We start from the raw sequence: 20,963 nt of genomic DNA on the forward strand, positions 1-20,963 counted from the left end.
CATGAACAAATTATCGATCTTATTCGTATGCGGTGCAGGTCTTGGCAGCAGCTTTGCGGCTCAGATGTCAACAGAAGATGTCTTAACGAAATTAGGAGTGGAGGCGAAATTGGATCATGTCGATATCTCATCAGCGGTATCAATGAAACCAGACATCATCATTACGGCAGAGAATTTCCGAACGCAATTTGAAAAGTTTGCCTTGGACCCGACAACCGCAATCATTTATTTACGCAACATCGTTTCAAAACCAGAAATCGAAGAAAAAATCACCCCGGTATTAACGGAAAAAGGTGCACTGTAAGGAAGAGGCATGACGAAGGGAGTTTGAAAAAATGGGCATCATCAATTTTATCATTGATAATATTTTAACGCAGGCATCGATCACGATCGCTTTGATCGCGATGTTAGGGCTGCTGCTTCAGAAAAAGTCAGCAGGTCAAGTCATTTCAGGAAGTTTGAAGACGCTATTGGGCTTCCAGGTTTTAAGCGCTGGTTCTAGCATCATCGTCGGTAGTTTGACCTATTTCGGCGAGATTTTCACAGAAGGATTCGACATGCAAGGCATAATTCCTTCCATCGAAGCCATCAACGGGCAAGCGATGAATGAGTTGGGCTTGGGTCGGGACATAGCGCTGACATTTTTAGCTATCTTTGTTTTTAATATTTTATTGGCACGCTTTACAAAATGGAAATATATTTTCTTAACGGGTCAAGCCATTTTATGGATGGCGACCATGACGACGGTCTTTGGCTATTTCGCTGGTTTACGCGGCGTTGTCTTGATTCTTGTCGGTGGGGTGATTGGGGCGATCTTTGCCGTAGCGATGCCAGCGATGGCTCAGCCCATCATCCGCAAAGTCACTGGGTCAGACGACATTGCTCTCGGACATTTCTGTACGATCGGCTACCTCTTTGAAGCAGGCGTTGCCTATCTGTTTGGAGAAAGAGGCGAGAAGAAAAAATCGATCGAAGACATCAAACTGCCACGTTCTTTTGAATTTTTACAAGATACCTATCTTTCTGTCATGGTCGTGATGGTTCCACTGTATATCGTGACGGTCTTGTTTGCTGGAGAAACCTTTGCTTCTACGCTCTCTGGTGATCAAAATTACATCATGCATGCCTTCTTACAAGCCATTCAATTCGTGGTTGGGGTCTATGTTTTGTTAGCAGGCGTTCGGTTGCTCTTAGGCGAGATCGTCCCTGCGTTTCGTGGGATCGCCATGAAATTGGTGCCTGATGCAAAACCAGCACTCGATTGCCCAGTGTTCTTCCCATATAGCCCCAATGCAGTTATTTTAGGCTTCATTACTACAACGATTGGGACAGTCATCGCCATGTTCGTTTTACCAGTCTTTGGCTTGGCGATGATCTTGCCGGGGATGCTGACGAACTTCTTTGCAGGCGGTACCGCTGGGATCTTCGGCAATGCGGTCGGTGGACGTCGAGGGGCGATCATCGGAGGGATCTTTCACGGCTTCTTCATTACGTTACTGCCAGCCCTACTTGTAACGATCTTCAATCAAATGGGCTTTGTTAACGCTACGGCAACTGATGTGGATACCGTCACGGCAGCCTTGCTATATGCTTGGATCATCAGTCCCTTATTGAAAAACTTTTAATCGCTAGGAGGAAGACGCATGTTCTCTTTTTTCAAAAAAGAAAAAAAGCCCACAGAAACACCAGCGGTTCCTTTGATCGCTGAAGAAAGCCAAGAGGCAGAAGCGCTTATTGCAAATCTAGAAAGTCAGTTGCAAGCAGAAACCGACATCGACGAACAAGCAAAATTGTATGAAGCGTTAGGCTTAGCGCAGGCAAAACTTTCCCGCACAGAAGAAGCGATCGACGCATTGGAAAAAAGCTTGCAGGCGAAAAAATCGATCGGGGACGGCTACAAAAAACTGATGTCCCTTTACAATGCTCAGCGTGCCGCCGCCGCACGAAACGGCGACGATGCAAAGATCGACTATTACATGGACAAAATGGAAGAAATGCGGCAAATCGCCAAACAACTTACGATCAGCGGCAATTAAACTAGACGAGGTGGAATCAAGGATGTATACAACATTAAAAGAAGTAACGAAAACAGCAGAAGCATTGAATTTTACAGTGGGGGCTTTTAATACCCATAATTTAGAAATGCTGCCAAGTATGCTGCGGGCAGCCAAAGAGATGGGGGCACCCATCATCATTCAAACAAGTATCGATACAGCGAAATACATTGGCTATGATGTCTTGGTCAATGTCGTCAAAACGATTGCCGATCACGAGCTAGTGGACGCTGTCTTGCATTTGGACCATGCCAGAGATTTCGATGAGATCAAAGCAGCGATTGATAGCGGCTATAGCTCGGTGATGTATGATGGCTCGCATTTGCCCTTCAAAGAAAACATTTTGAAAACGCGCGCAGTCGTAGAATACGCCCATGCCCATGGGGTGTCCGTCGAAGGAGAACTAGGAACGATCGGCGGCACAGAAGAAGGCATTCATGTGGAAGAAGACGATAAAGTCTTCACACGCCCAGAAAATGCGGTAGAATTTGTCGCTGCTACTGGCGTCGATGCGCTAGCCATCGCTATCGGAACCAATCACGGCCAATTCCGTTCCAAAACCGAAGTGAATGTTGAGTTATTGAAGGAGATCCATGCAGTCGTCGACGTGCCGCTAGTCATTCATGGAGGAACTGGCGTCAAAGAAGAAGATTATCCCGAATTGATCAATAACGGCATTCGTAAGTTTAATGTAGGTACTGAATTGTTGGTGAACTGGACGAAGATTGCGAAAGAAAATTTTGGGGCAACGGAAGTCAACAAATCTTTGCGCCACAACGTGATCCCATCCAATGAAGCCATCAAAGAAATCGTCAAGCATAAGATCGGCCTTTTCATGAATACGAAAGCGCCGACTGCGATCGGCAAATAGATGGTACGCAAAAAGATGCTTGTTTTATTGGCAGGCAGCCCTGGAACTGGAAAAAGTTATTTACTGGATCTGTTGAAGACACGTTTTCCTGATCTTTTCGCTCTTACGCCAGATGAAATCAAAGAGTGCTATGCCGAATCCCTCGGCTTTGATTCATTGGCAGAAAAAGCCCAGATCGAAAAGCAGTATGTTTGGCCTTTTTACTATCAGGCATTGGGCTTGTACATGTCTTTAGGAAAACGCTTGGTGGTCTCGGAATACCCTTTTAGTGAAAAACAGAAGCCATTGCTAACTTTTCTCGCCCAAAGCTATGGTTATGAGTGCTTGACCATTCGCTTGACTGCTTCTTTTGAAACCTTATGGGAAAGACGCTTCTTACGTGATCGAGCGGATGACCGTCATTTAAGTTTCATCATGGAACGGTACCATTACGGGGATGTACTGGAAGATAGACAAGCTGCAACCAACCATATAACCAAAGAAGCGTTTCGGCAAATCATCACTGATCGCCGTTACGATGACTTTCAGTTAGGAGCGCTTATCGAAGTCAATGTGGAAGATTACGAGCAAGTGGATTATCGCCCGTTGATCGAGAGAATCGCTGAACAACTCAATGACTTAAATTGAAGAAAAACAGGCGCTACACCTGAAAAGGGCAGCGCCTGTTTTTTTAGTCTAAGCCCAAAAATTTCGAAGTTCCTTGGTTTTGGACTTGGAGGATTTCGGCTAATACTTTGGCATCAAATTGCCCCTCTTTATTGGCAGAATAGACATTGACCTTGAGCTGGTAGTCGGGCAAAGCATAGTTTTCAAGACTTGCTTCAAGCTGCGCGACCGCTTGTTTCGAGAGTGGTTCACCGACGAGTTTTAATTCAAGGGATTGTTTCTGCTCATTAAGTGTTTGCTCCAGCAAATAATGTTCCCCCAGTTTGGCTTCTACAAAACGCTTGGCATGGTATTCCACGATGGTCGTTTGGATCGTCGTATAAACGAAGAAACTCCCAATGATCGTGATCGGTAAGGCAACCACGGCAAACTTCCACCATTTTTGGTGACGGAAATCCCCATACTGCAACAGCCAGATGGTAATGAACAAGGAAAAACAAATCAAAAAGGAATTGGTGAAAAAGAGTTGAGCAGATTCCCATGAAATCGAATAGTCTTTGATCGACAGCCCATAACCCGTTACACAAAGCGGCAAAATCAGGGACGTCCCGATGGAGACGCCGATAATAACATCGTTGTCGCGGCCCCTGACTTTGGCAAAAGCCAGTGCGGAACCACCGATCAATGCGACGCAAATATCCCAAATCGTCGCAGACGTTTGGGTGATGATCTCAGGTGTTGTGTCTTTGACAGGCGTGAGTAAGAAAAAGGCGAATGAGATGATAAGTACGATGATGACTTGGATGCTAAAGACCAGCAGCCCTTTTTTGACTAAGCGCAAGTGGGAAAGACCTAAACCAAAGCCGATCCCGTTGATCCCATTTAAAAGTGGCGAAATCAACATCGCCCCGATAATCGTTGTCGTAGAGTTGTAGTTCAAACCAATCGAAGCAATCAGCGTTGCACAAACTAAAAGTGCATAGACGAGCATCGTTTGGTCCATATCTTTTTGAATTTTTCCAATCAATTGTTCTTTGGAAACTAAATCAGGCGTTAAGTTCACATTCATCATCCTTTCTGAGAAAAATCGTTCGGCTCTTTTCATTGTCCCTTAAATCGGCTGATTTTACAAAAATCTGCGTTTATCAGGCGATGGCAGCAACGAGAATTCAATGATTGGGTTGCCAATCTTTTGCAAAACCGCCGATTTCCTCTAGAATAAGAAGCATATCAGATAAATGGAAAAGGTGGGGAATGGATGAAAGATTATTTTGCGCAATACAAACGCCTGTTATCGATCGCTGAAGCAGGTTTGTACTATGGCAAAGATGTCTACGATAAGGAACGTTACCAAGAGATCAAAGAGTTGGCATTGCATTTGATGAGTACCGTCGTGGATCAAGACGCAGCTGCGTTGACTCTTTTAACAGAAAAAAATGAGGGCTATCCTACGCCCAAAGTCGATGTACGAGCATTGATCCAAAAAGACGAAAAAATCTTGCTGGTGGAAGACAGCCTGACGAAAGAATGGTCACTGCCAGGAGGCTATGCAGAAATTGGCTTGACGCCACGGGAAAACATCAAAAAAGAAGTGCTGGAAGAAACTGGCTTACTCGTTGAGGTCAAGGAGCTGCGAGCAATTTTTGATACGAATCTAAGACCAGACATTCCGCAAGTGTTTCAATACTATAAGCTGGTCTTTGTCTGTGATGTTTTGGCAGGGGACTTCATCAAAAACAGTGAAACCTCCAACAGCGATTACTTTTCGTTGAAGGAGCTGCCGAAGCTTTCCATCAAGCGCACCACCAAGGAACAACTGGAGCAATTGGTGAATGAGAAGTCGTTACACGTTGATTAAAAACAGCTAAGGGTAAGATGTTGGAAAAAGCGTTTTATTGGTTTTTTTAACTGGATAATATTTACTTGCAGATAAAGTTGGTTTATGATTGATTTCGTCGTTTTCATTATAAAAAATCAAGCAATGGCGATACCTTTGCTTGATTGCTGGAGGAGTAAAAATGAAGAATCAAATCAATTCCTTTTTTGGGCTGGATGCCTTACAAACAACGGTTAAACGAGAAATCTTAGCTGGTTTTACCACCTTTATCTCGATGGCCTATATTTTATTCGTCAATCCAACGGTCCTTGGGGCATCTGGGATGGACGAAGGTGCCGTCTTTACGGCAACGGCGTTAGCCAGCGCATTGGGCTGTATCTTGATGGGAGTTTTAGCAAAATACCCGATCGCTACGGCACCCGCATTAGGGATCAACGCCTTCTTTTCTTATTCAGTCTGTATTGGAATGGGGGTTCCATGGCAAACAGCATTAGCGGGTGTGTTTGTGGCATCACTGATTTTCATCGTGATCACGATCTTCAAATTACGGGAGCTGATCATTGATGCGATTCCTGCTGATTTAAAATATGCCATCTCTGGTGGGATCGGTCTGTTCATCGCCTTTTTGGGATTGAGCGAAGGTGGGATCATCGTTTCCGATGATTCGACCCTTGTGGCACTAGGGTCATTGAGTGTCGGTACGACGTGGCTGACGATTTTTGGTTTAGTGATCACTGCCGTCTTGATGGTTCGCAGAGTTCCTGGTGGAATTTTTATCGGGATGGCCGCAACAACTGTTTTAGGTCTTTTGACTGGCTTGATCCAAGCACCATCCAGTATCGTTTCTGCTGCACCGAGTATTTCTTCCACATTCTTAGTGGCGCTAAACCATGTAGGAGACATCAACTCCCTGCAAATGTGGGTCGTAGTACTGACTTTCTTACTCGTCACTTTCTTTGATACGGCAGGCACCTTGGTGGGACTTGCCAATCAAGCGGGCTTTATGAAAGACAACAAAATGCCGCGGGTCGGCAAAGCACTTGCTTCTGACTCCACCGCCATGCTCGCTGGTTCTTTATTAGGGACCTCACCAGTAGGCGCATATGTCGAATCCTCCGCTGGGATCGCCGTGGGCGGTCGCTCTGGCTTGACTGCCGTGACGACTGGAATTTTCTTCTTGTTCGGCTTGTTCTTTTCACCATTGCTATCCGTTGTTACTTCCCAAGTGACGGCACCAGCACTGATCGTCGTAGGCGTGCTGATGGCACAATCGCTACGAGAAATCAAATGGCACGAAATGGAAATCGCAATCCCAGCCTTCTTGATTCTACTAGGCATGCCGTTGACCTATAGCATCTCCGATGGGATCGCCTTGGGTTTCATCTTTTACCCAATCACCATGTTAGCAGCCAAACGCGGCAAAGAAGTCTCACCAATCATGTACGGCTTGTTCTTTGTCTTTCTTGGGTTTATGTGGATTTTGAATGTGTGAGAGAGACGTTTTAATGTAAACTTAGGATAGGATTTCAACTAATAAAAAACCAGTTAAGCGTGGCTTAGCTGGTTTTTATTATATGTCGCTTGCTATAAAAATGTTCAGAATTGAATAACGGTTAAATATCTAAGCCAGGACGTCTTTTTTTGAATTTCCTTTCCAGCCGAAGGGGCAAAGTCGATCCAAGCGATAGTCGCTTTTTGGAAATGTATGTTTGAACATTAGTTACTAAAAAATCATTCTCCCTTCAGATGAAAGGTCTTCCCACGCATCTTTTTCATAAAACTCTGATTCCACTCCACCATTAAAAGGATCTTCAATTTTAGGAACAAGAATGATCGTCCCATCCTCTGGGTAGACAACAATATATTCTTGGTTTTCAGGCGGATTTTTTCCGTTATCAGAAGGAAGCGTAACGACGATGGAATTGCCTTGTAGGCTTGATTTAGTAATAAGCATAGTATCACCTCTTAGAGATAGTAACCCTTGCAATACTATGGAAGGAGAAGACAACAGTGAGATTTAATGTATTTTGAACACATCAAAAGTTCAAAACGCACTTTACATAAGATAGATAAGAAACCGCAATGAAATATTGTTTGAAAAGATGGATGAACATCTCAGAAAAATAGATGTTAGATTTTAGCAGAATTACGAAGTTTTTTAGATGGATCATTTATGGCATACCAAGGACCAGGGGATTAAAGCAACGAAAAAGTGAAGCTTCATTCCAAAACCGCCCAACCCAACAATTTTCACGCAAAACCTGCGCTTTTCTTTCAGTTATTGTTATAATAAAAGAAAACGCAAAGGTGGGAAATCATGACAACGATCAAGGACATTGCTGAAAAGGCGGGAGTAGCGAAAAGTACGGTTTCCCGCTATCTGAACAATGGTTATATCAGTGAAGAAAAGCGCAAAAAAATTGATCAGATCATTGCTGAAACTGGCTATCGCCCCAATACATTTGCTCGTTCGCTGAAAGCCCAAGACACGAAATTGCTGGGCGTGATCATTCCTCGACTGAATTCACCATCGACAAATGATGTGTTGAAAGGGATCGATACGACGGCACGGGAAAACGGCTATCAAATGCTGATCACCAACTCTGATCAAAGCGATGAACGGGAATTAGAAAATATCGAAATGCTAGTCAAACAAAAAGTAGCAGGGATGATCCTGTTTGCGCGCAAAATCACGCCGCAGCTACAAGCGGTGCTGGCAGAGGTTCCTATGCCTGTTTTATTGTTAGGCCAACAGTTAGCTGGCATTCATTCCATCGTCCATGAAGATTATCAAGCTGGCAAAACCATGGCAGAATATGCAGTCAGCGCTGGCCACCGACGTTATTTATTTGTTGGTGTCAGCGAAAATGATTATGCGGTAGGTGTCTTGCGGAAAAAAGGATTTCTTGATGTCTTGGCACAAACGCCCAACGTCAAAGTCGACTTTATCGAAACGTCCTTTTCAAGAAGAGAAACGTACCAAAAAGCCCTTATGTTCTTGAAAGATCAATCGGCAACGTACATCGCCTGTGCTACCGACAATATTGCTGTTGCTGTATTGAAAGCCGCCCATGAACTAGGGTATCAAGTGCCGCAAGACTTTTCCTTGAACGGATTTGGCGGCTATGATTCGACGGATTATGTCTATCCGACCATCACAACGACCCAATATCCCTATGTCCAATTAGGCATCGATGCCGTCTTAACGATCCAAAAACTGACACAAGGGGAAGAGGTTCCTGAGGTGATCGAATTACCGAATCAATTAGTGGTCAAACAGTCGACTACCAAGCGTGACAAGCAGGAGCAATAAAGCAAACATTTTTAGAGAAAACAGGACGTCCAGTTGCGGCGTTCTGTTTTTTTATTTTCTTTGCTTGCAATTGCAAACGGTTTCTGTTAATCTACAAATGTAGAACCGGTTCCACAAATGGACCGACGATCAAAGGAGTGGGAAAAATGAAGGAACAAAAAACGATCGACCATGTGTTAGAAGCTGTTGGCGGCAAAGAAAATGTCAAAAACTTTGAACACTGTGCCACACGTTTGCGCTTGATTTTGAAAGACGATCAGTTAGTAGATAAAGACAAAGCGGAAGCAGTTGAGGGCAGCAAGGGCTATTTTTTCAACACGGGACAGCATCAGTTCATTTTTGGAACAGGAAAAGTCAATGAAGTTTATCAAGCCTTCGCAGCAGAAATGGGCAATGACGCCTCCGGTGATAAAGCTGGCTTCAAAGATGATGTCTATTCGAATCTGTCACCCGTCCAAAAAGTTGTCCGCACGTTGTCAGATGTCTTGGTGCCATTGATTCCAGCTTTGGTAACTACGGGGCTTTTGATGGGGATTCGGGGATTATTGACCGAGTTGGGGGTCACTTATAGTGCTGACTGGTTAGCTATGTTTGAAATGTTAACGGATACAGCGTTTGCCTTTTTACCTGTTTTGATCGCCTATAGTGCGACGAAAAAATTCGGCGGTAATCCGATCATCGGGATCGTGGTAGGATTGATGATGGTGGCACCGCAATTGCCGAACGCTTGGGCAGTTGCCAGCGGGGATGCAGAGCCATTGCACTTATTCGGTTTATCGATCTCTGGGTATCAAGGGTCGATTTTTCCAGCAATTATTGTCGGGATCTTAGTTTCTAAGCTAGAAAAATGGTTCCGTAAATTTGTTCCGCAAATGATGGACTTGATCGTGACACCATTCTTAACGATTGTCATTACTTTAGGTTTGATTTTGTTTGCGTTAGGACCAATCTTGCAAGTAGCTGAAAGAGCAGTCATCAACAGTATCGTTTACTTGGTGCAAGCACCATTGGGCATCGGTTATATCATTTACGGAGGGGTTCAGCAAGTGATCGTAATCACTGGATTGCACCATTCGTTAAGTATTATTGAGTTAGGGTTATTGAATACGACAGGCGAAAACGTCCTACAAGTCTTAGGTACAGCAAGTATGGCGGGACAATTTGGGGCTGCGATTGCTGCGGCATTTATTTATAAAAACAAAGTCAAACGCTCAAATGCCATCAGTGCGGCGGTTCCAACCTTATTTGGGATCACTGAACCTTTACTATTTGGGGTCAACTTACGCTCGATGCGGATTTTTGGCGCAGGCATGCTGGGGGGCGCAGTCGGCGGGTTTGCGACGTATGTCTTCCAATTAGCTGCTACTGGGATGGGCATCACTTTTATTCCAGGTCTATTGTTGTATACTGGAGATTTCGATGCCATGCTGAAATACGTTGTCGTGATTTTGATTGCCTTTGGTGTCGGTTTTGCTGGTGTCCAATTGCAGCGCAAACCGCTAGTCAAAGAGTTGAACCAATAAATAATCCCTTGCTGCTCATCGGCAAGAGAAAAGAGGTACCACATTGTTAACGAAGGAATACTGGGCACAGCTTGCCCAAACCCAAAGCGAATTAGCAGAAAAAATCAGTGCTGATGCGTGGCGCTTGAACTATCATTTGATGCCAGAAACAGGATGGATGAACGACCCGAACGGTCTTTGCCAATTCAAAGGCGTGGTTCATTTTTACCATCAATATGTACCGCAAACGCCCCATGGCGGGGAACCACCCCACTGGGGACACAAAACGTCGACGGATTATGTCACGTTTCAAGAAGAAGCGCTGTTTCTTTCTCCCGAACACGACTATGACAAAGACGGGGTCTACTCGGGCTCTGCCTTTATCGAGAATGACGCGATCCATTTCTTCTATACTGGGAATGTCAAACATCCTGGTGATCATGACTATACCTTTAGTGGACGAGAACAAAACACGGTCCATGTAATCAGCAAAGACGGCTATACCGTCGAAAAGCAAGAAGTCGTGATTCCTCATGAGGACTACCCTGAGGGATTTACCGATCATATTCGTGACCCAAAGGTTTTTGCCCACGAAGATAACTACTATATGCTGCTAGGCGCGCGTACGTTGGAAAACGAAGGCAAAATTTTGATTTATGAATCGACGGATTTAAATGAATGGACCTATCGAGGAATCTTTTTCGGTGAGGACTATGCTCTAGGCTACATGTGGGAATGCCCAGACTACTTCCATTTAGATGGCAAAGATGTGTTGGTCTTCTCACCGCAAGGCTTGGCAGCCAAAGAACATGCCTACCAAAATATTCATCAATCAGGGTATCTGATTGGTGAGGTGGATTGGGAAACCCTGACGTTCAAAGAAACTTCTGCGTTTCGTGAACTTGATTATGGGTTTGACTTCTATGCCCCGCAAACCTTTAAAGATGAGCAGAAACGTCGGATCTTGTGGGGCTGGATGGGGCTAGGGGATACCAGTCCTGAATACAGCAATCCTACGATCCCTCGCGGCTGGCAGCATGCCGCAACGCTGCCAAGACAGCTTTCGGTCAAAAATGACCAGTTGTATCAAGAACCTTTGCCAGAATTCCAAAAATTGCGAGACAAGCAAGTCAGCCAAAAAATTGTGCTTTCAGAGAAACCGCAGCACTTGTCTTTCGATGAATTGGCATATGAGTTGCAAGTTACGGCGGAAGTCCCATTGCAGCAGTTCCAGCTTGGACTTTTGCAAGATACGACTTTGGCTTATGAAGCTGGTGTCTTCACGATCCATCATGGCGTTTCTGGCTACGGTCGTAAACAGCGCAGTGTCAAGTTTGATGAACTGACGCAGCTGCAGATTTTTGTCGATACGTCTTCGATTGAGATCTTCCTAAATGGCGGGCAATATTGTTTGACCTCTCGCGTGTATCCCAAACGGACCGAGGCGATCGCTCTCAGCGGAACCGGCACGGTTTGTGTCAATACTTGGGCATTGGCGAAAAAATAAAGCAACGATCCGAAAACGACAGCAAACAGTTGGTTTTTCTTGTTGCACCCCCAAGAGTCAGCTTTTTCTCTGGCTTTTAGGGGGGCATCATACCAACTATTTTGCTGTCGTTATTCGCTTGTTACTGCTTTTGTTGGTTTTGGATAAAGGTCTGCAGCGCAGGTGCATCGATCCGATAGCCGTCTGCAGTTTTTGTGACTAGTTTTTGCGTTTTGAAATCTTTTAAGGTATACGTCAAATGGCGATAGCTCACGCCTAAGTATTCTGCGGTCTCCGTTAATTTTTCTTGAAAAAGATCATCGATCGAAGCTTCCAACAGTAGATGGGCAAGGCGCCAAGCTAAGGGATAGGTTTGATTGACGGAAAAATGATCCATACGCAGCAGCAATTTTTCACCGATAGTTTTGCCTAGTGTTTGTACGAAAGCCAGGTCTTGCATGAGCCCGTGAGCTGCTGCTTGCATCGGAATGCCCAGACATGTTGTTTCACCGATCGCAACCACGGTTTTCGGTACTGTTTCGGCGCCAATCAACGTGAGATCGCCAATGCAATCACCAGGATGGAGAAACTGCAGCAAGGCACGTTTGCCGTTTTCTTGCGTTTGAATGATCTTGGCTTTGCCAGTCAATAGGACGAAAAAGACCGACATCGGCACCGTTTCTTTTTGGATCGCTTCTCGATGATCAAAGGTCCAGAGGGCACTTTGTTGTAAAATCTCCTCAGGAATCGGCAAGGGGCAGCTTTCTTTGATTGGTACCTGCTTTATTGCCAAGGCATAAGCGGTTTTTTTCACTTTTTTCCTCCAAACTAGGAGAAATCTCCTATTTGTTTTTAGTCAGTATAGCACATACTTAGAAAAGCAAAAAAGAAAGTGTGGGAGAAAAAATGAATAAAAAGCAATGGATAGGATCAGGAATTTTTTATGGGCTGAGTGCATTCGGGATCAGCTTGACCATTAAAGCAAGCGTTGGGGTCAGTAGTTTTAATGCCTTGAATGTTACGCTGGCAACGATGTCAGGAATCAAAGTCGGCACCATCACAACAGCCATCAATTTGAGCTTTTTAGCTGCCTGTTGGCTATTGGATCGGCGGCAGACGTCCCTCAAACAAAAAGGCAGTGAGTACTTGATTATGTTTTTTGCTTTGCTGGCATTCGGCTATTTGATCAATGGCTTTGTTTACTACTTCTTGGCATCGCTGCACTTGACGAATTATTGGAGCCAACTAGCTGCTTTGATCGGTGGGATCTTGATTTCTGGAACGGCGACGGGACAAGTCCTACGGTTGCAGGTCTTGAAATTTCCAATCGAGTACTGGTGTCATTTGCTGGCGCAACGCAGTCGTTGGACATTTAAGCAGTACCGTTATGGCGTTGATGCAGTCTGTATTTCGGGGGCACTCTTGCTAGCGATCAGTTTGGGCTTGCCGCTAGCGGTGAGGGAAGGGACCGTCATTAGTTTCTTTTTGCTCTCAGGTGCCATTGCTTGGTCGAAGGAACGTGATTTGGCAGGGGCTTTACCCATTTGGCAAAGAAACAGTTAGCCAGCAGTATTCTTGGAATCGGGAAGGCGTCGAGTGTTCTAAAAATGCAGAAAGCTTTTTTTATGCTACTCTTATTAAAAAAGCGAGATATTTAGTAGGAGGAGACAGGATGAATCGGTTGATTGAAGGGTTTCAGGAAAATTTTGCACCAAAATTGGTTAGGATCAGTGAAAATCGGTTTTTAGTTGCCGTGCGCAACGGAGTCGCCGTCACGATGCCGCTGACGATAATCGGCAGTCTCTTTTTGATTTTAGCCAATCTGCCTTTTCCTGGCTGGACCGAGTTTGTCGGGGAATTTGGCGTCAAACTAGGTGCCGCCAGCAATTTTACATTTGGAATTTTGGGACTGGCCGCTTGTATCGGGATCGCCTACTATTTGGCGGCTTCGTATGAGATCGATCGGATCGGTTCAGTCGTGTTGGCAGTCTGCGCGTTTTTGCTGCTGCAGGCGGGGGAAGAATGGACGATCGATCCAGCTTCTTTGGGGGCGTCTGGTCTGTTTACAGGAATCGTCACGGCGATTGCGACAGTAGTGATCCATCGCTTTTTTCTCAAGCACCGCTTAGTGATTCGGATGCCAGCAGAAGTGCCGCCCGCAGTTGCCAAGAGTTTTTCGGTCTTGCTTCCTGGAGCTGCCATCATCACTGGTGCCTGGGTGATTCGGGTCTTGTTGGAATTTAATGTCAATCAATTCGTGCAAGCCATCTTTTCACCGCTGGCAGTTGGTCTAAACACATTGCCTGGGATGCTGTTGTATACCTTTTTGATTTTGTTGCTTTGGTGTTTAGGGATTCATGGCAGCAATGTGATGGGGAGTATCGGCGATCCGATTTTTCTAGCTTTATTAGCAGCCAATACCGAAGCCTACACTGCAGGCGAACCGTTACCGAACATTTTTGCAGGCGGGTTTTATATCATGTTTTTGTGCTATGGAGGCACTGGTTCAACACTGGGGCTGATCATCAACATGTTAGTTTCAAAGAAAAAAGCCTATCGTTCCCTAGGGAAGATGGCTTTGCCCTCTGCTATTTTTTGTATCAATGAGCCAATCATTTTTGGGTTTCCGATCGTGATGAACCCTATTATGATGATTCCTTTCATCCTGACACCCCTTGTATTATGTGTCGGAACGTATTTCTTGTCGGTCACCAATGTCATTGGGCGAATCATGTTCAATCCACCGTGGACCACACCGCCCTTTATCAATACTTACCTTGCAACCGGCGGCAATATCCCTGCTGTTCTTTGGAGTATCGCTTCCTTACTGATTAGTGTGGCGATCTACTATCCATTCTTTAAAATCAGCGAACGAAGTTTAACAGAAGAAGAAAAAGGCGTTACCGACGCAGTTGCCGCGAAGGGGGAGAACTAAACGCTTATGATTGGCACGTGGTGCGTTGTTTTGTCTGGCAAAGAAAACAGTGGCTGCTACTCATCAAATTGCACAGTGATCCCAGATTTCGTCAATTGTTCCCATTCACGGATCGTTGGCAAGCGACCTTGGCAAAATAGCTGATCGTTGACATACACGAGTGGCAGACAGCTGCGGCCATTGCTTGCTAATTGCTGCTTGACGGCTTGATTCGTATAAAAAGGGGCAGGATCTTCTGCAAAAAAATATTCGTCGATCGTTAAAGGTTCGTTATGGAATGTTTGATGAGCCTGGGTCCTTTCTTCATTTATTTTTAACTGGTGAGTCAAGTGTGCTTCCCAAGTATCTTCTTTCTGGTCGGCATAAACAGCGATCGTTGGCATTGCATCAAATCCTTTCATGGCAGCTGATTTGTCAAAAGTATACCTGAATTTCTTGCCACGAGCAAAAAAGAGTATCAAAAAGAAGTGAAACAACAAAAAAAGACTCAAATGCGTCTTTTTTGTTGTTTCTTATTCGTCAGCGGGTAAAAAATCGAAATTGGTCAACTCGTTGTAAGAATACGCTTGGTCGATTTGACCCTTGTCTTTCGTCCAAGCAATGATTGCGTCGAATTGCTCTTGCGGCACTGCCTGGGCATACGGATAGTCTTCCTGGCTATCTAAGTAAGTACTCATAGCATCGGGAAATTGATAGTCTGCCAAGATGTCGGCATAGTCTTTTGCTGAATGAGCATTCATGTAATCGATGGCTTCGTTGTAAGCAGTGTAGAATGCTTTTAGGTCTTGCGGGCGATTTTGGATAACTTCGTCCATAAATTGTAGTGTGCCGCCTTTGATGCCAGCATCTTTAGAGCTGCCTAAAACAATCGCCCCTTGGGCAGCCAACATGCTGGCTTGCGGTTCCGTATAAACTGCGCCATCGACTTGGTCATTGAGCAATGCTTCGGAACGGGCAGAAAAAGAAGCGATATCCACGATGTCATAGGTAAAATCATTTTCCTGTGCAAATTGGTCCATGATGTATTCTAAAATGAAATTCGGTACAAGGGTGATTTTTTTATCCGCTAACCCTTTCATCTCAGTGATCCCTGAATTCGGTGAAGCGAGAATCTTGAAGTTTTCCAAAATATCAGAAGTGATCGTCATATCGATGCCGTTTTGCTTAAAGGTCGCTTCTGTCATGACATCGCTGATCGTACCATCCAGCTCGCCTGCCTGCACCGCCACATTGCGGTCATTCGGGGAAGTGAAGGATTTGAGTTCTACAGTCAATCCTTGCTTTTCGAAAAAGCCTTCTTCTTTTGCTAGAATGATCGGAATCGCTGATTCAGCTGGTAACACCCCGATCGTCAATGTTTGATCTGTGACCGCAGCTTCTGTACTGCTAGTGCTGGAATTGCTGGTACTTGCTGTTTCGCCAGTGTTACCGCAGGCGGCAGCGCCAACAGCGAATAGTGCTAGGATACTTGCTAAAATCGTTTTTTTCATTGGTTCATTTCCTCGTTTCTAAATCGTTGTTCAAAAGCAGCCATTGGTAGTGAGAACGGGATGACTGCCCGATGGAGTTCCATTGGCTTGGTTTGTGCCGTGTTGATACCTGGTTTGGTGGTAAATGCTAGAACGAAGCCTTCCTTTTCCAAGGTAGCGATCGTCTGCGGATCATAAAAGCCAAAGGGATAGGCAAAAACATCCTTGATGGCCACGTGCTGATTGCAGCTTCGTAAGTCTTGCGCAAAGGCTGCTGGTGTTTCCCACATCGAACGCCCTTGCTGGTCCTTGCGTTCGTGAAAATGATCGGTATGGTTGGTATATTCGAAGACATCGCTCATTTCGGCTAATTCGGCGCTGCTCAATGTCCGCGAAACTTCTGGCTCGTAAGGCTGAGGGGCATCAAAAAGCCAGCCAGTCACGACAAAGGCTGTTGCCTTGAAACCAGCTTCTTTCAACAGTGGGTAGGCATATTCTTTCATCGATTGATAGCAGTCGTCAAAGGTCAGCAACACGGATTTTTCTGGTAGCGGCTGCTGCCGGAAATAAAAATCTTTGACTTCTGCAAGGGTCAACGTATGGTAATTTTCTGCTTTCAAAAAGTCGATTTGTTGTTTAAAATGAGAAGTGCTATTGAATAAGGGCAGAGGCAAGGCATCTTGATACCCGTCTGCGACTTTGATCGGGCGGACCTGATCATAAAGTTCTGCTTCGGGACGTATTTCATGAAATACGAGGGTCTGAAACATCATAAACCATCCTTTCTTGTCAATCACGCAAAAAATAGTATAGCATAAAATGTGAAAACCAACACAAATAATTTGAAGAAAGAAGTTTATTCTCTGATGAGTATTCTATTCGATTCCGTTTCCTTTACCTATGGAGATACCGCCATTTTTAAAAACCTTTCGTTTTGTTTTGAACAAGGCGTGACCTATGTGCTGCTGGGAGAATCGGGCATTGGCAAAAGCACGCTTTTATCCTTGGTCAAAGGGTTGCAGCGACCGCAATCGGGCACGATCACTTACCAAGGCTGTTCCCCTGACAACATCGAGGTCGTTTTCCAAGAACTGCATTTGTTTCCTTGGCAAACAGTCTACCAAGCACTGGAAATGCCGCTGATTATCAACCAAACCCCTAGTGAGCGCCGTAAAAAACGGGTCGCCAGCTGTTTGGCTGAGTTGGGATTGACGCAGGTGCAGGACCGCTATCCGCATCAGCTTAGCGGCGGTCAAAAACAGCGGACCGCCATGGGGCGGGGACTGATCACACAGCCCGATGTTTTATTATTGGATGAGCCGACTGCTTCGCTGGACCAAGAAACCAAAGCAAACGCCCAAGCCATGATCGCTGCCCAACAGCAGCGCAGACAAAACAGCTTGATCGTGGTGACCCACGATCCAGAAGAGGCAGTGTTTTTGGGGCAGACGATTTTACTGCTAAAAGATCAGGGGGTTACGCCGATCAGTAATCCTTTTTACGGCAGCCAGCAAGAACGAGACTCATTGGCATTTTATGAAGTCGTCTTGCAGTTGAAAGAACAAATGAGGGAGGCGAGGCAATGAAAACCATCAAATCTTTTGCTTGGGGCTTCTGTTCGTTTGTCGTGGTTTGGTGGGGTGTAAGCTGGGTGACCAACAATCGCTCACTGCCTAATCCTTTAGAAACGGCCGAACGTTTTTGGGCACTGCGAGAAGTCTTACTGATCCACACAGGTGCCAGTTTGCTGCGGGTATTTGCGGCGTTGAGCGGGGCGTTGCTAGTCGGTGTGCCGTTAGGAATCTTGATTGGGCGATCCCAAAGAGTGGATCGGCGGCTTGGTCCACTGCTTTACTTTTTATATCCGATTCCTAAAGTTGCGTTTTTACCCGTCTTTATGATTTTCTTTGGCTTAGGCAATCTCTCAAAAATTCTCTTGATTTTTGCGGTGATCGTCATTCAAGTGATTGTCTCGATTCGTGATGCAGTCACAAAGATCCAGCCAGCGTATTTTCAAGTCATGAAAAATTATACCAATCAATGGCGCCATGTCTTGCGCTTCGTTATTTTGCCCGCGCTCATGCCCGCGCTTTTTGCCAGTGTGCGGGTCAGTATCGGGATCGCGTTGGCTTCCCTCTTTTTTGCCGAAAACTATAACACGACGTATGGTGTCGGCTACCTGATCTTAAGTGCGTGGTCAAAAATGGACTACCCACAAATGCTTTCGGGTATCCTCCTGATTGCTTTGATGGGCTATCTGCTTTTTGCCAGTATCGATTGGTTGGAAAAAGTGGTGTGCCGTTACCGACAATCTTAGAAAATGAATGGTTGCTCCATTGTATGATAGTATTTATTGATAAGAAAGAGCGATCGAGCAAGAAAAACGAAGTTGATCGCAATACTAAGGAGTGAGCGAGTGATAGGGTTTATCTATTTTATTGTCATTGTTTTGGCGAATGCAGTAGGCGCTGTTTCGGGTATGGGTGGTGGTGTATTGATCAAACCGATTTTCGATTTTATCGGTGCCCATTCTGTTGCTGCGATCTCTTTTTACTCGGCGACAGCGGTCTTCACGATGTCCATCGTTTCGACAGCTAGACAATTAGCCAGTGGACGGAAAATCAATTGGTCGATTGCCTTGTGGGTTTCTGGCGGCGCTGTGTTAGGTGGTATCTTAGGAAATGTTGCCTTTGAACGGTTATTGCTGGTCTTTCGAGACGACAAGATGGTTCAGCTGATCCAAATCCTTGTGACTGTGCTGACACTATTGTTTGCTTTTTTGTATACAAAATATAACTGGCGCGGGTTTGCGTTGAAAAAAGTCGGCTGGTATGCAGCTTGCGGCTTGATTCTTGGCTTTCTAGCCAGTTTGCTGGGGATCGGCGGCGGACCCATCAATGTTTCTTTATTGATGCTGCTGTTTGCCATGCCGATCAAAGAGGCGACGATTTATTCCATTTGTACGATTTTTTTCTCACAGCTGGCAAAAATTTTGACGATCGCTTTTTCGACAGGTTTTGGTCTATATGACCTCAAGGTTTTATGGTTTGTCATTCCGGCAGCCATTGTTGGGGGACTCATCGGGGCAAAGGCTAGCAATGTCCTTTCGCCCCAGCGGGTGACACTGGTTTTTCAAACAGTGATCGTTTTGGTTTTGCTGATCAATATTTACAATGGCATGCAACTATTTTTCTAATTCAATCGGCTTGCTTAACTATGAAAAAGCGGCACCTATCCACGAAGATAGGTACCGCTTGTTTTATTGCCATTCGGATTGATAATTTCCTTTGAGATCATAAACATAATTGATCTCGGTGCGATTACGAATCCCATTTAAACCAACGGTCCAAGTCCATTCGCCTTGGAAGCCGTTTAAAATGACGATGCTGACGCCAGGAACATAGTGATCCAGCTGAGCTGCTCGTGCCTCAGAATCCTTGATGATCTTGGGAATGACGCCCCAATCGATGGCATCAAAGGCAATGGTATCTTCCATCGAAAGCTCGATCGTATCGTCGTCTTTTTTCCATTTGGTCAACAGATTTTCTGGGTAATACCAATACTCGTCTTGCAGGCCTGTGTTTGGATTGATCACTCGCGCAACTGCATAAATGCCGCTTTTTAGCGGGACATTGCGGATGTGAAAACTATAGCTGACCAGTTGCAGCTCTTTGTCCTTGAGTGAGGATTGATTCGGCAGCGCAGCCATAATTTCTTTGGCACTGGCTTCTTCTCGAAAGAGTTGGCGGTCTACAGGTAAAAAGGTGGAAACTACGCCAATACAAAAGAGAATCACTGGCAGCAAGAGCAATGAGAATAACCAATAGAATGGCGATTTTTTGCGTTTCTTGATGCCGATGATCAGACCGATCAAAAAGACCAGCAGGATCCCTGCTACCCAAAAATAGGGGAACAAACGAATGATCTGATGCCTGGTTTCAACGACTTGGTATTCATTCAGACCAAACCAATTTTCCGCGATGGTGAGGTTATTTAAAACAATGATTCCGCCAATAATACTTAAAATAAATAAGAAAATCAATAGCAAAAGCATCCGACCGAGTATCCGACGTATCAGCGAGGGTCTAGTAGGTGGGGTCATGAGTCACGTCCTTTTTATTTTTTTTGAAAATAGTAGGTTAAATACAAGAGTAGTACAACTGGTGTTTTTTTTCAATGATTGTAGACAAAAAAACTGCATCCACAGATGCGACCTCAAAACGTTAGACCAAAAATCTAACTTTTTTGGGGTCAGGACATCGCAGATGCAGGTTTTATTTTCATTTAGTCGAGGGTTTGTTGGCGGGCGATAGCTGGAAAGAATTTCAGGCTATACAATGCACTGATCCCAACTAGAATATAAATGACGCGGGCAATGATCGACGTGCTGCCGCCGGTGATCGCTGCGACAAGGTCAAACTCGAAGGCGCCGACCAGCAGCCAATTGATACCGCCGATGATCAATAAGGTCAGTGCGATCCCATCAAATGTTTTTAACATAGGAAACTCCTCTCTAGTTGTCGTCCCATCAACGTTCATCGTCGGTGATGGTGACATCTTTTTCTTTCTCGCCGTCTTGATTGCGCTCATTATAAATATAGACATGGCGAACGATTTTAATCAGCGGGCGAATGGTCAAAAAGACTCCGCCGATCAAATAGGCGATCGTTCCGTATATCGCAGGCAAACTAGTTAATGAAACGATACTCCCGAAAATATAAAACAAGCCCGTCAAAATATCATTCGTAAGTGAGATCAACATGTAGCGATTTTGAAAATAGATGCGAAAGCGACTTGCCTTGATGATCACATCTTCTTCTTTTCCCGGATCGAATTGATGTTCACTCCGTTTGATTTTTGGCATAGGTGCCATCACTGCTCCTTTATTTG

General features: G+C 45.0%; 24 protein-coding genes. 15 read left to right on the forward strand and 9 right to left on the reverse strand.

The window, feature by feature from the left end; genetic code table 11:
- Position 1: 1 nt before the first annotated feature.
- Genes QN079_RS04835 through QN079_RS04855 form a run of 5 tightly spaced genes read left to right on the forward strand, consistent with a single transcriptional unit; the run spans position 2 to position 3,552 of the window.
- A complete protein-coding gene (locus QN079_RS04835) occupies positions 2 to 304 on the forward strand; it encodes a PTS sugar transporter subunit IIB (RefSeq protein WP_005225455.1) in 303 nt (100 codons plus the stop codon).
- Between the two features lie 31 nt (positions 305 to 335).
- Positions 336 to 1,625: a PTS sugar transporter subunit IIC gene (locus QN079_RS04840; protein WP_005225456.1), complete on the forward strand. Its 1,290-nt coding sequence runs from the start codon at positions 336 to 338 to the stop codon at positions 1,623 to 1,625.
- Between the two features lie 18 nt (positions 1,626 to 1,643).
- A complete protein-coding gene (locus tag QN079_RS04845) occupies positions 1,644 to 2,036 on the forward strand; it encodes a tetratricopeptide repeat protein (RefSeq protein WP_289230470.1) in 393 nt (130 codons plus the stop codon).
- A gap of 22 nt (positions 2,037 to 2,058) precedes the next feature.
- Positions 2,059 to 2,925: a class II fructose-bisphosphate aldolase gene (locus tag QN079_RS04850; RefSeq protein ID WP_005225458.1), complete on the forward strand. Its 867-nt coding sequence runs from the start codon at positions 2,059 to 2,061 to the stop codon at positions 2,923 to 2,925.
- Positions 2,926 to 3,552 (forward strand): P-loop nucleotide/nucleoside kinase family protein, encoded by a 627-nt coding sequence (locus QN079_RS04855; RefSeq protein WP_081116570.1) that lies wholly within the window; start codon positions 2,926 to 2,928, stop codon positions 3,550 to 3,552.
- 43 nt (positions 3,553 to 3,595) lie between these two features.
- Here QN079_RS04855 and QN079_RS04860 read toward each other — a convergent pair whose 3' ends face one another.
- Entirely contained in the window at positions 3,596 to 4,600 is a 1,005-nt protein-coding gene (locus QN079_RS04860) for a DUF389 domain-containing protein (protein WP_289230471.1), read from the reverse strand.
- A gap of 189 nt (positions 4,601 to 4,789) precedes the next feature.
- On the opposite strand from QN079_RS04860, the gene QN079_RS04865 reads away from it, so the two are divergent.
- Both QN079_RS04865 and QN079_RS04870 read left to right on the forward strand, forming a co-directional pair.
- Complete coding sequence (locus QN079_RS04865) at positions 4,790 to 5,389, forward strand: NUDIX hydrolase N-terminal domain-containing protein (protein WP_005225461.1); 600 nt, start codon at positions 4,790 to 4,792, stop codon at positions 5,387 to 5,389.
- Between the two features lie 160 nt (positions 5,390 to 5,549).
- Positions 5,550 to 6,860, forward strand: coding sequence for an NCS2 family permease (locus QN079_RS04870; RefSeq protein WP_081116571.1), 1,311 nt, complete (start codon positions 5,550 to 5,552; stop codon positions 6,858 to 6,860).
- A 231-nt stretch (positions 6,861 to 7,091) separates the two neighbouring features.
- On the opposite strand, the gene mazE is transcribed toward QN079_RS04870, so the two are convergent.
- The gene (gene mazE / locus QN079_RS04875; protein WP_005225463.1) at positions 7,092 to 7,322 is read right to left on the reverse strand and encodes a type II toxin-antitoxin system PemI/MazE family antitoxin; all 231 of its coding nucleotides are present in this window, start codon (positions 7,320 to 7,322) and stop codon (positions 7,092 to 7,094) included.
- Positions 7,323 to 7,685: 363 nt separating this feature from the next.
- Here mazE and QN079_RS04880 point away from each other — a divergent pair, with 363 nt between their 5' ends.
- The 3 genes from QN079_RS04880 (at position 7,686) to QN079_RS04890 (ending at position 11,690) form a co-directional block, all read left to right on the forward strand.
- Positions 7,686 to 8,681, forward strand: a complete 996-nt coding sequence (locus QN079_RS04880) for a LacI family DNA-binding transcriptional regulator (protein WP_005225464.1) — start codon at positions 7,686 to 7,688, stop codon at positions 8,679 to 8,681.
- Positions 8,682 to 8,827: 146 nt separating this feature from the next.
- Entirely contained in the window at positions 8,828 to 10,204 is a 1,377-nt protein-coding gene (locus QN079_RS04885) for a PTS transporter subunit EIIC (RefSeq protein WP_289230472.1), read from the forward strand.
- Positions 10,205 to 10,247: 43 nt separating this feature from the next.
- A complete protein-coding gene (locus tag QN079_RS04890; protein WP_289230473.1) occupies positions 10,248 to 11,690 on the forward strand; it encodes a glycoside hydrolase family 32 protein in 1,443 nt (480 codons plus the stop codon).
- A 121-nt stretch (positions 11,691 to 11,811) separates the two neighbouring features.
- On the opposite strand, the gene QN079_RS04895 is transcribed toward QN079_RS04890, so the two are convergent.
- Positions 11,812 to 12,483 (reverse strand): cyclic nucleotide-binding domain-containing protein, encoded by a 672-nt coding sequence (locus tag QN079_RS04895; RefSeq protein WP_005225467.1) that lies wholly within the window; start codon positions 12,481 to 12,483, stop codon positions 11,812 to 11,814.
- 92 nt (positions 12,484 to 12,575) lie between these two features.
- On the opposite strand from QN079_RS04895, the gene QN079_RS04900 reads away from it, so the two are divergent.
- Positions 12,576 to 13,232: a YczE/YyaS/YitT family protein gene (locus QN079_RS04900; RefSeq protein WP_034868378.1), complete on the forward strand. Its 657-nt coding sequence runs from the start codon at positions 12,576 to 12,578 to the stop codon at positions 13,230 to 13,232.
- Between the two features lie 109 nt (positions 13,233 to 13,341).
- Entirely contained in the window at positions 13,342 to 14,604 is a 1,263-nt protein-coding gene (locus QN079_RS04905; protein WP_010747740.1) for a PTS sugar transporter subunit IIC, read from the forward strand.
- Positions 14,605 to 14,660: 56 nt separating this feature from the next.
- On the opposite strand, the gene QN079_RS04910 is transcribed toward QN079_RS04905, so the two are convergent.
- The 3 genes from QN079_RS04910 to QN079_RS04920 all read right to left on the reverse strand — a co-directional run bounded on the left by QN079_RS04910 (position 14,661) and on the right by QN079_RS04920 (position 16,843).
- Positions 14,661 to 15,005, reverse strand: a complete 345-nt coding sequence (locus QN079_RS04910; RefSeq protein ID WP_231472398.1) for an arsenic metallochaperone ArsD family protein — start codon at positions 15,003 to 15,005, stop codon at positions 14,661 to 14,663.
- A gap of 111 nt (positions 15,006 to 15,116) precedes the next feature.
- Positions 15,117 to 16,094 carry an ABC transporter substrate-binding protein gene (locus QN079_RS04915; RefSeq protein ID WP_005225471.1) on the reverse strand — a complete coding sequence of 326 codons (978 nt, stop codon included), beginning with the start codon at positions 16,092 to 16,094 and terminating at the stop codon, positions 15,117 to 15,119.
- Positions 16,091 to 16,843 (reverse strand): polysaccharide deacetylase family protein, encoded by a 753-nt coding sequence (locus QN079_RS04920; RefSeq protein WP_301994509.1) that lies wholly within the window; start codon positions 16,841 to 16,843, stop codon positions 16,091 to 16,093. Before QN079_RS04920 ends, QN079_RS04915 begins: the two co-directional genes overlap by 4 nt.
- A 96-nt stretch (positions 16,844 to 16,939) precedes the next feature.
- Between QN079_RS04920 and QN079_RS04925 the strand changes: the two genes are divergently transcribed.
- The 3 genes from QN079_RS04925 to QN079_RS04935 all read left to right on the forward strand — a co-directional run bounded on the left by QN079_RS04925 (position 16,940) and on the right by QN079_RS04935 (position 19,269).
- A complete protein-coding gene (locus QN079_RS04925; RefSeq protein WP_034868383.1) occupies positions 16,940 to 17,659 on the forward strand; it encodes an ABC transporter ATP-binding protein in 720 nt (239 codons plus the stop codon).
- Positions 17,656 to 18,390: an ABC transporter permease gene (locus QN079_RS04930; RefSeq protein ID WP_289230475.1), complete on the forward strand. Its 735-nt coding sequence runs from the start codon at positions 17,656 to 17,658 to the stop codon at positions 18,388 to 18,390. Before QN079_RS04925 ends, QN079_RS04930 begins: the two co-directional genes overlap by 4 nt.
- Positions 18,391 to 18,489: 99 nt before the next feature.
- Positions 18,490 to 19,269 carry a sulfite exporter TauE/SafE family protein gene (locus QN079_RS04935; protein ID WP_005225475.1) on the forward strand — a complete coding sequence of 260 codons (780 nt, stop codon included), beginning with the start codon at positions 18,490 to 18,492 and terminating at the stop codon, positions 19,267 to 19,269.
- Positions 19,270 to 19,332: 63 nt separating this feature from the next.
- Here the strand turns inward: QN079_RS04935 and QN079_RS04940 are convergent, their stop codons facing one another.
- The 3 genes from QN079_RS04940 to QN079_RS04950 all read right to left on the reverse strand — a co-directional run bounded on the left by QN079_RS04940 (position 19,333) and on the right by QN079_RS04950 (position 20,946).
- Positions 19,333 to 20,175 carry a hypothetical protein gene (locus QN079_RS04940; protein ID WP_005225476.1) on the reverse strand — a complete coding sequence of 281 codons (843 nt, stop codon included), beginning with the start codon at positions 20,173 to 20,175 and terminating at the stop codon, positions 19,333 to 19,335.
- A 182-nt stretch (positions 20,176 to 20,357) separates the two neighbouring features.
- Positions 20,358 to 20,612, reverse strand: coding sequence for a DUF378 domain-containing protein (locus tag QN079_RS04945; protein WP_016608286.1), 255 nt, complete (start codon positions 20,610 to 20,612; stop codon positions 20,358 to 20,360).
- A complete protein-coding gene (locus tag QN079_RS04950; RefSeq protein ID WP_034868385.1) occupies positions 20,602 to 20,946 on the reverse strand; it encodes a YrhK family protein in 345 nt (114 codons plus the stop codon). The genes QN079_RS04945 and QN079_RS04950 overlap by 11 nt, the downstream gene beginning before the upstream one ends.
- Positions 20,947 to 20,963 lie beyond the last annotated feature (17 nt).

It is taken from the genome of Enterococcus sp. FZMF (assembly GCF_030263915.1).
GTDB lineage: Bacteria > Bacillota > Bacilli > Lactobacillales > Enterococcaceae > Enterococcus_D > Enterococcus_D casseliflavus.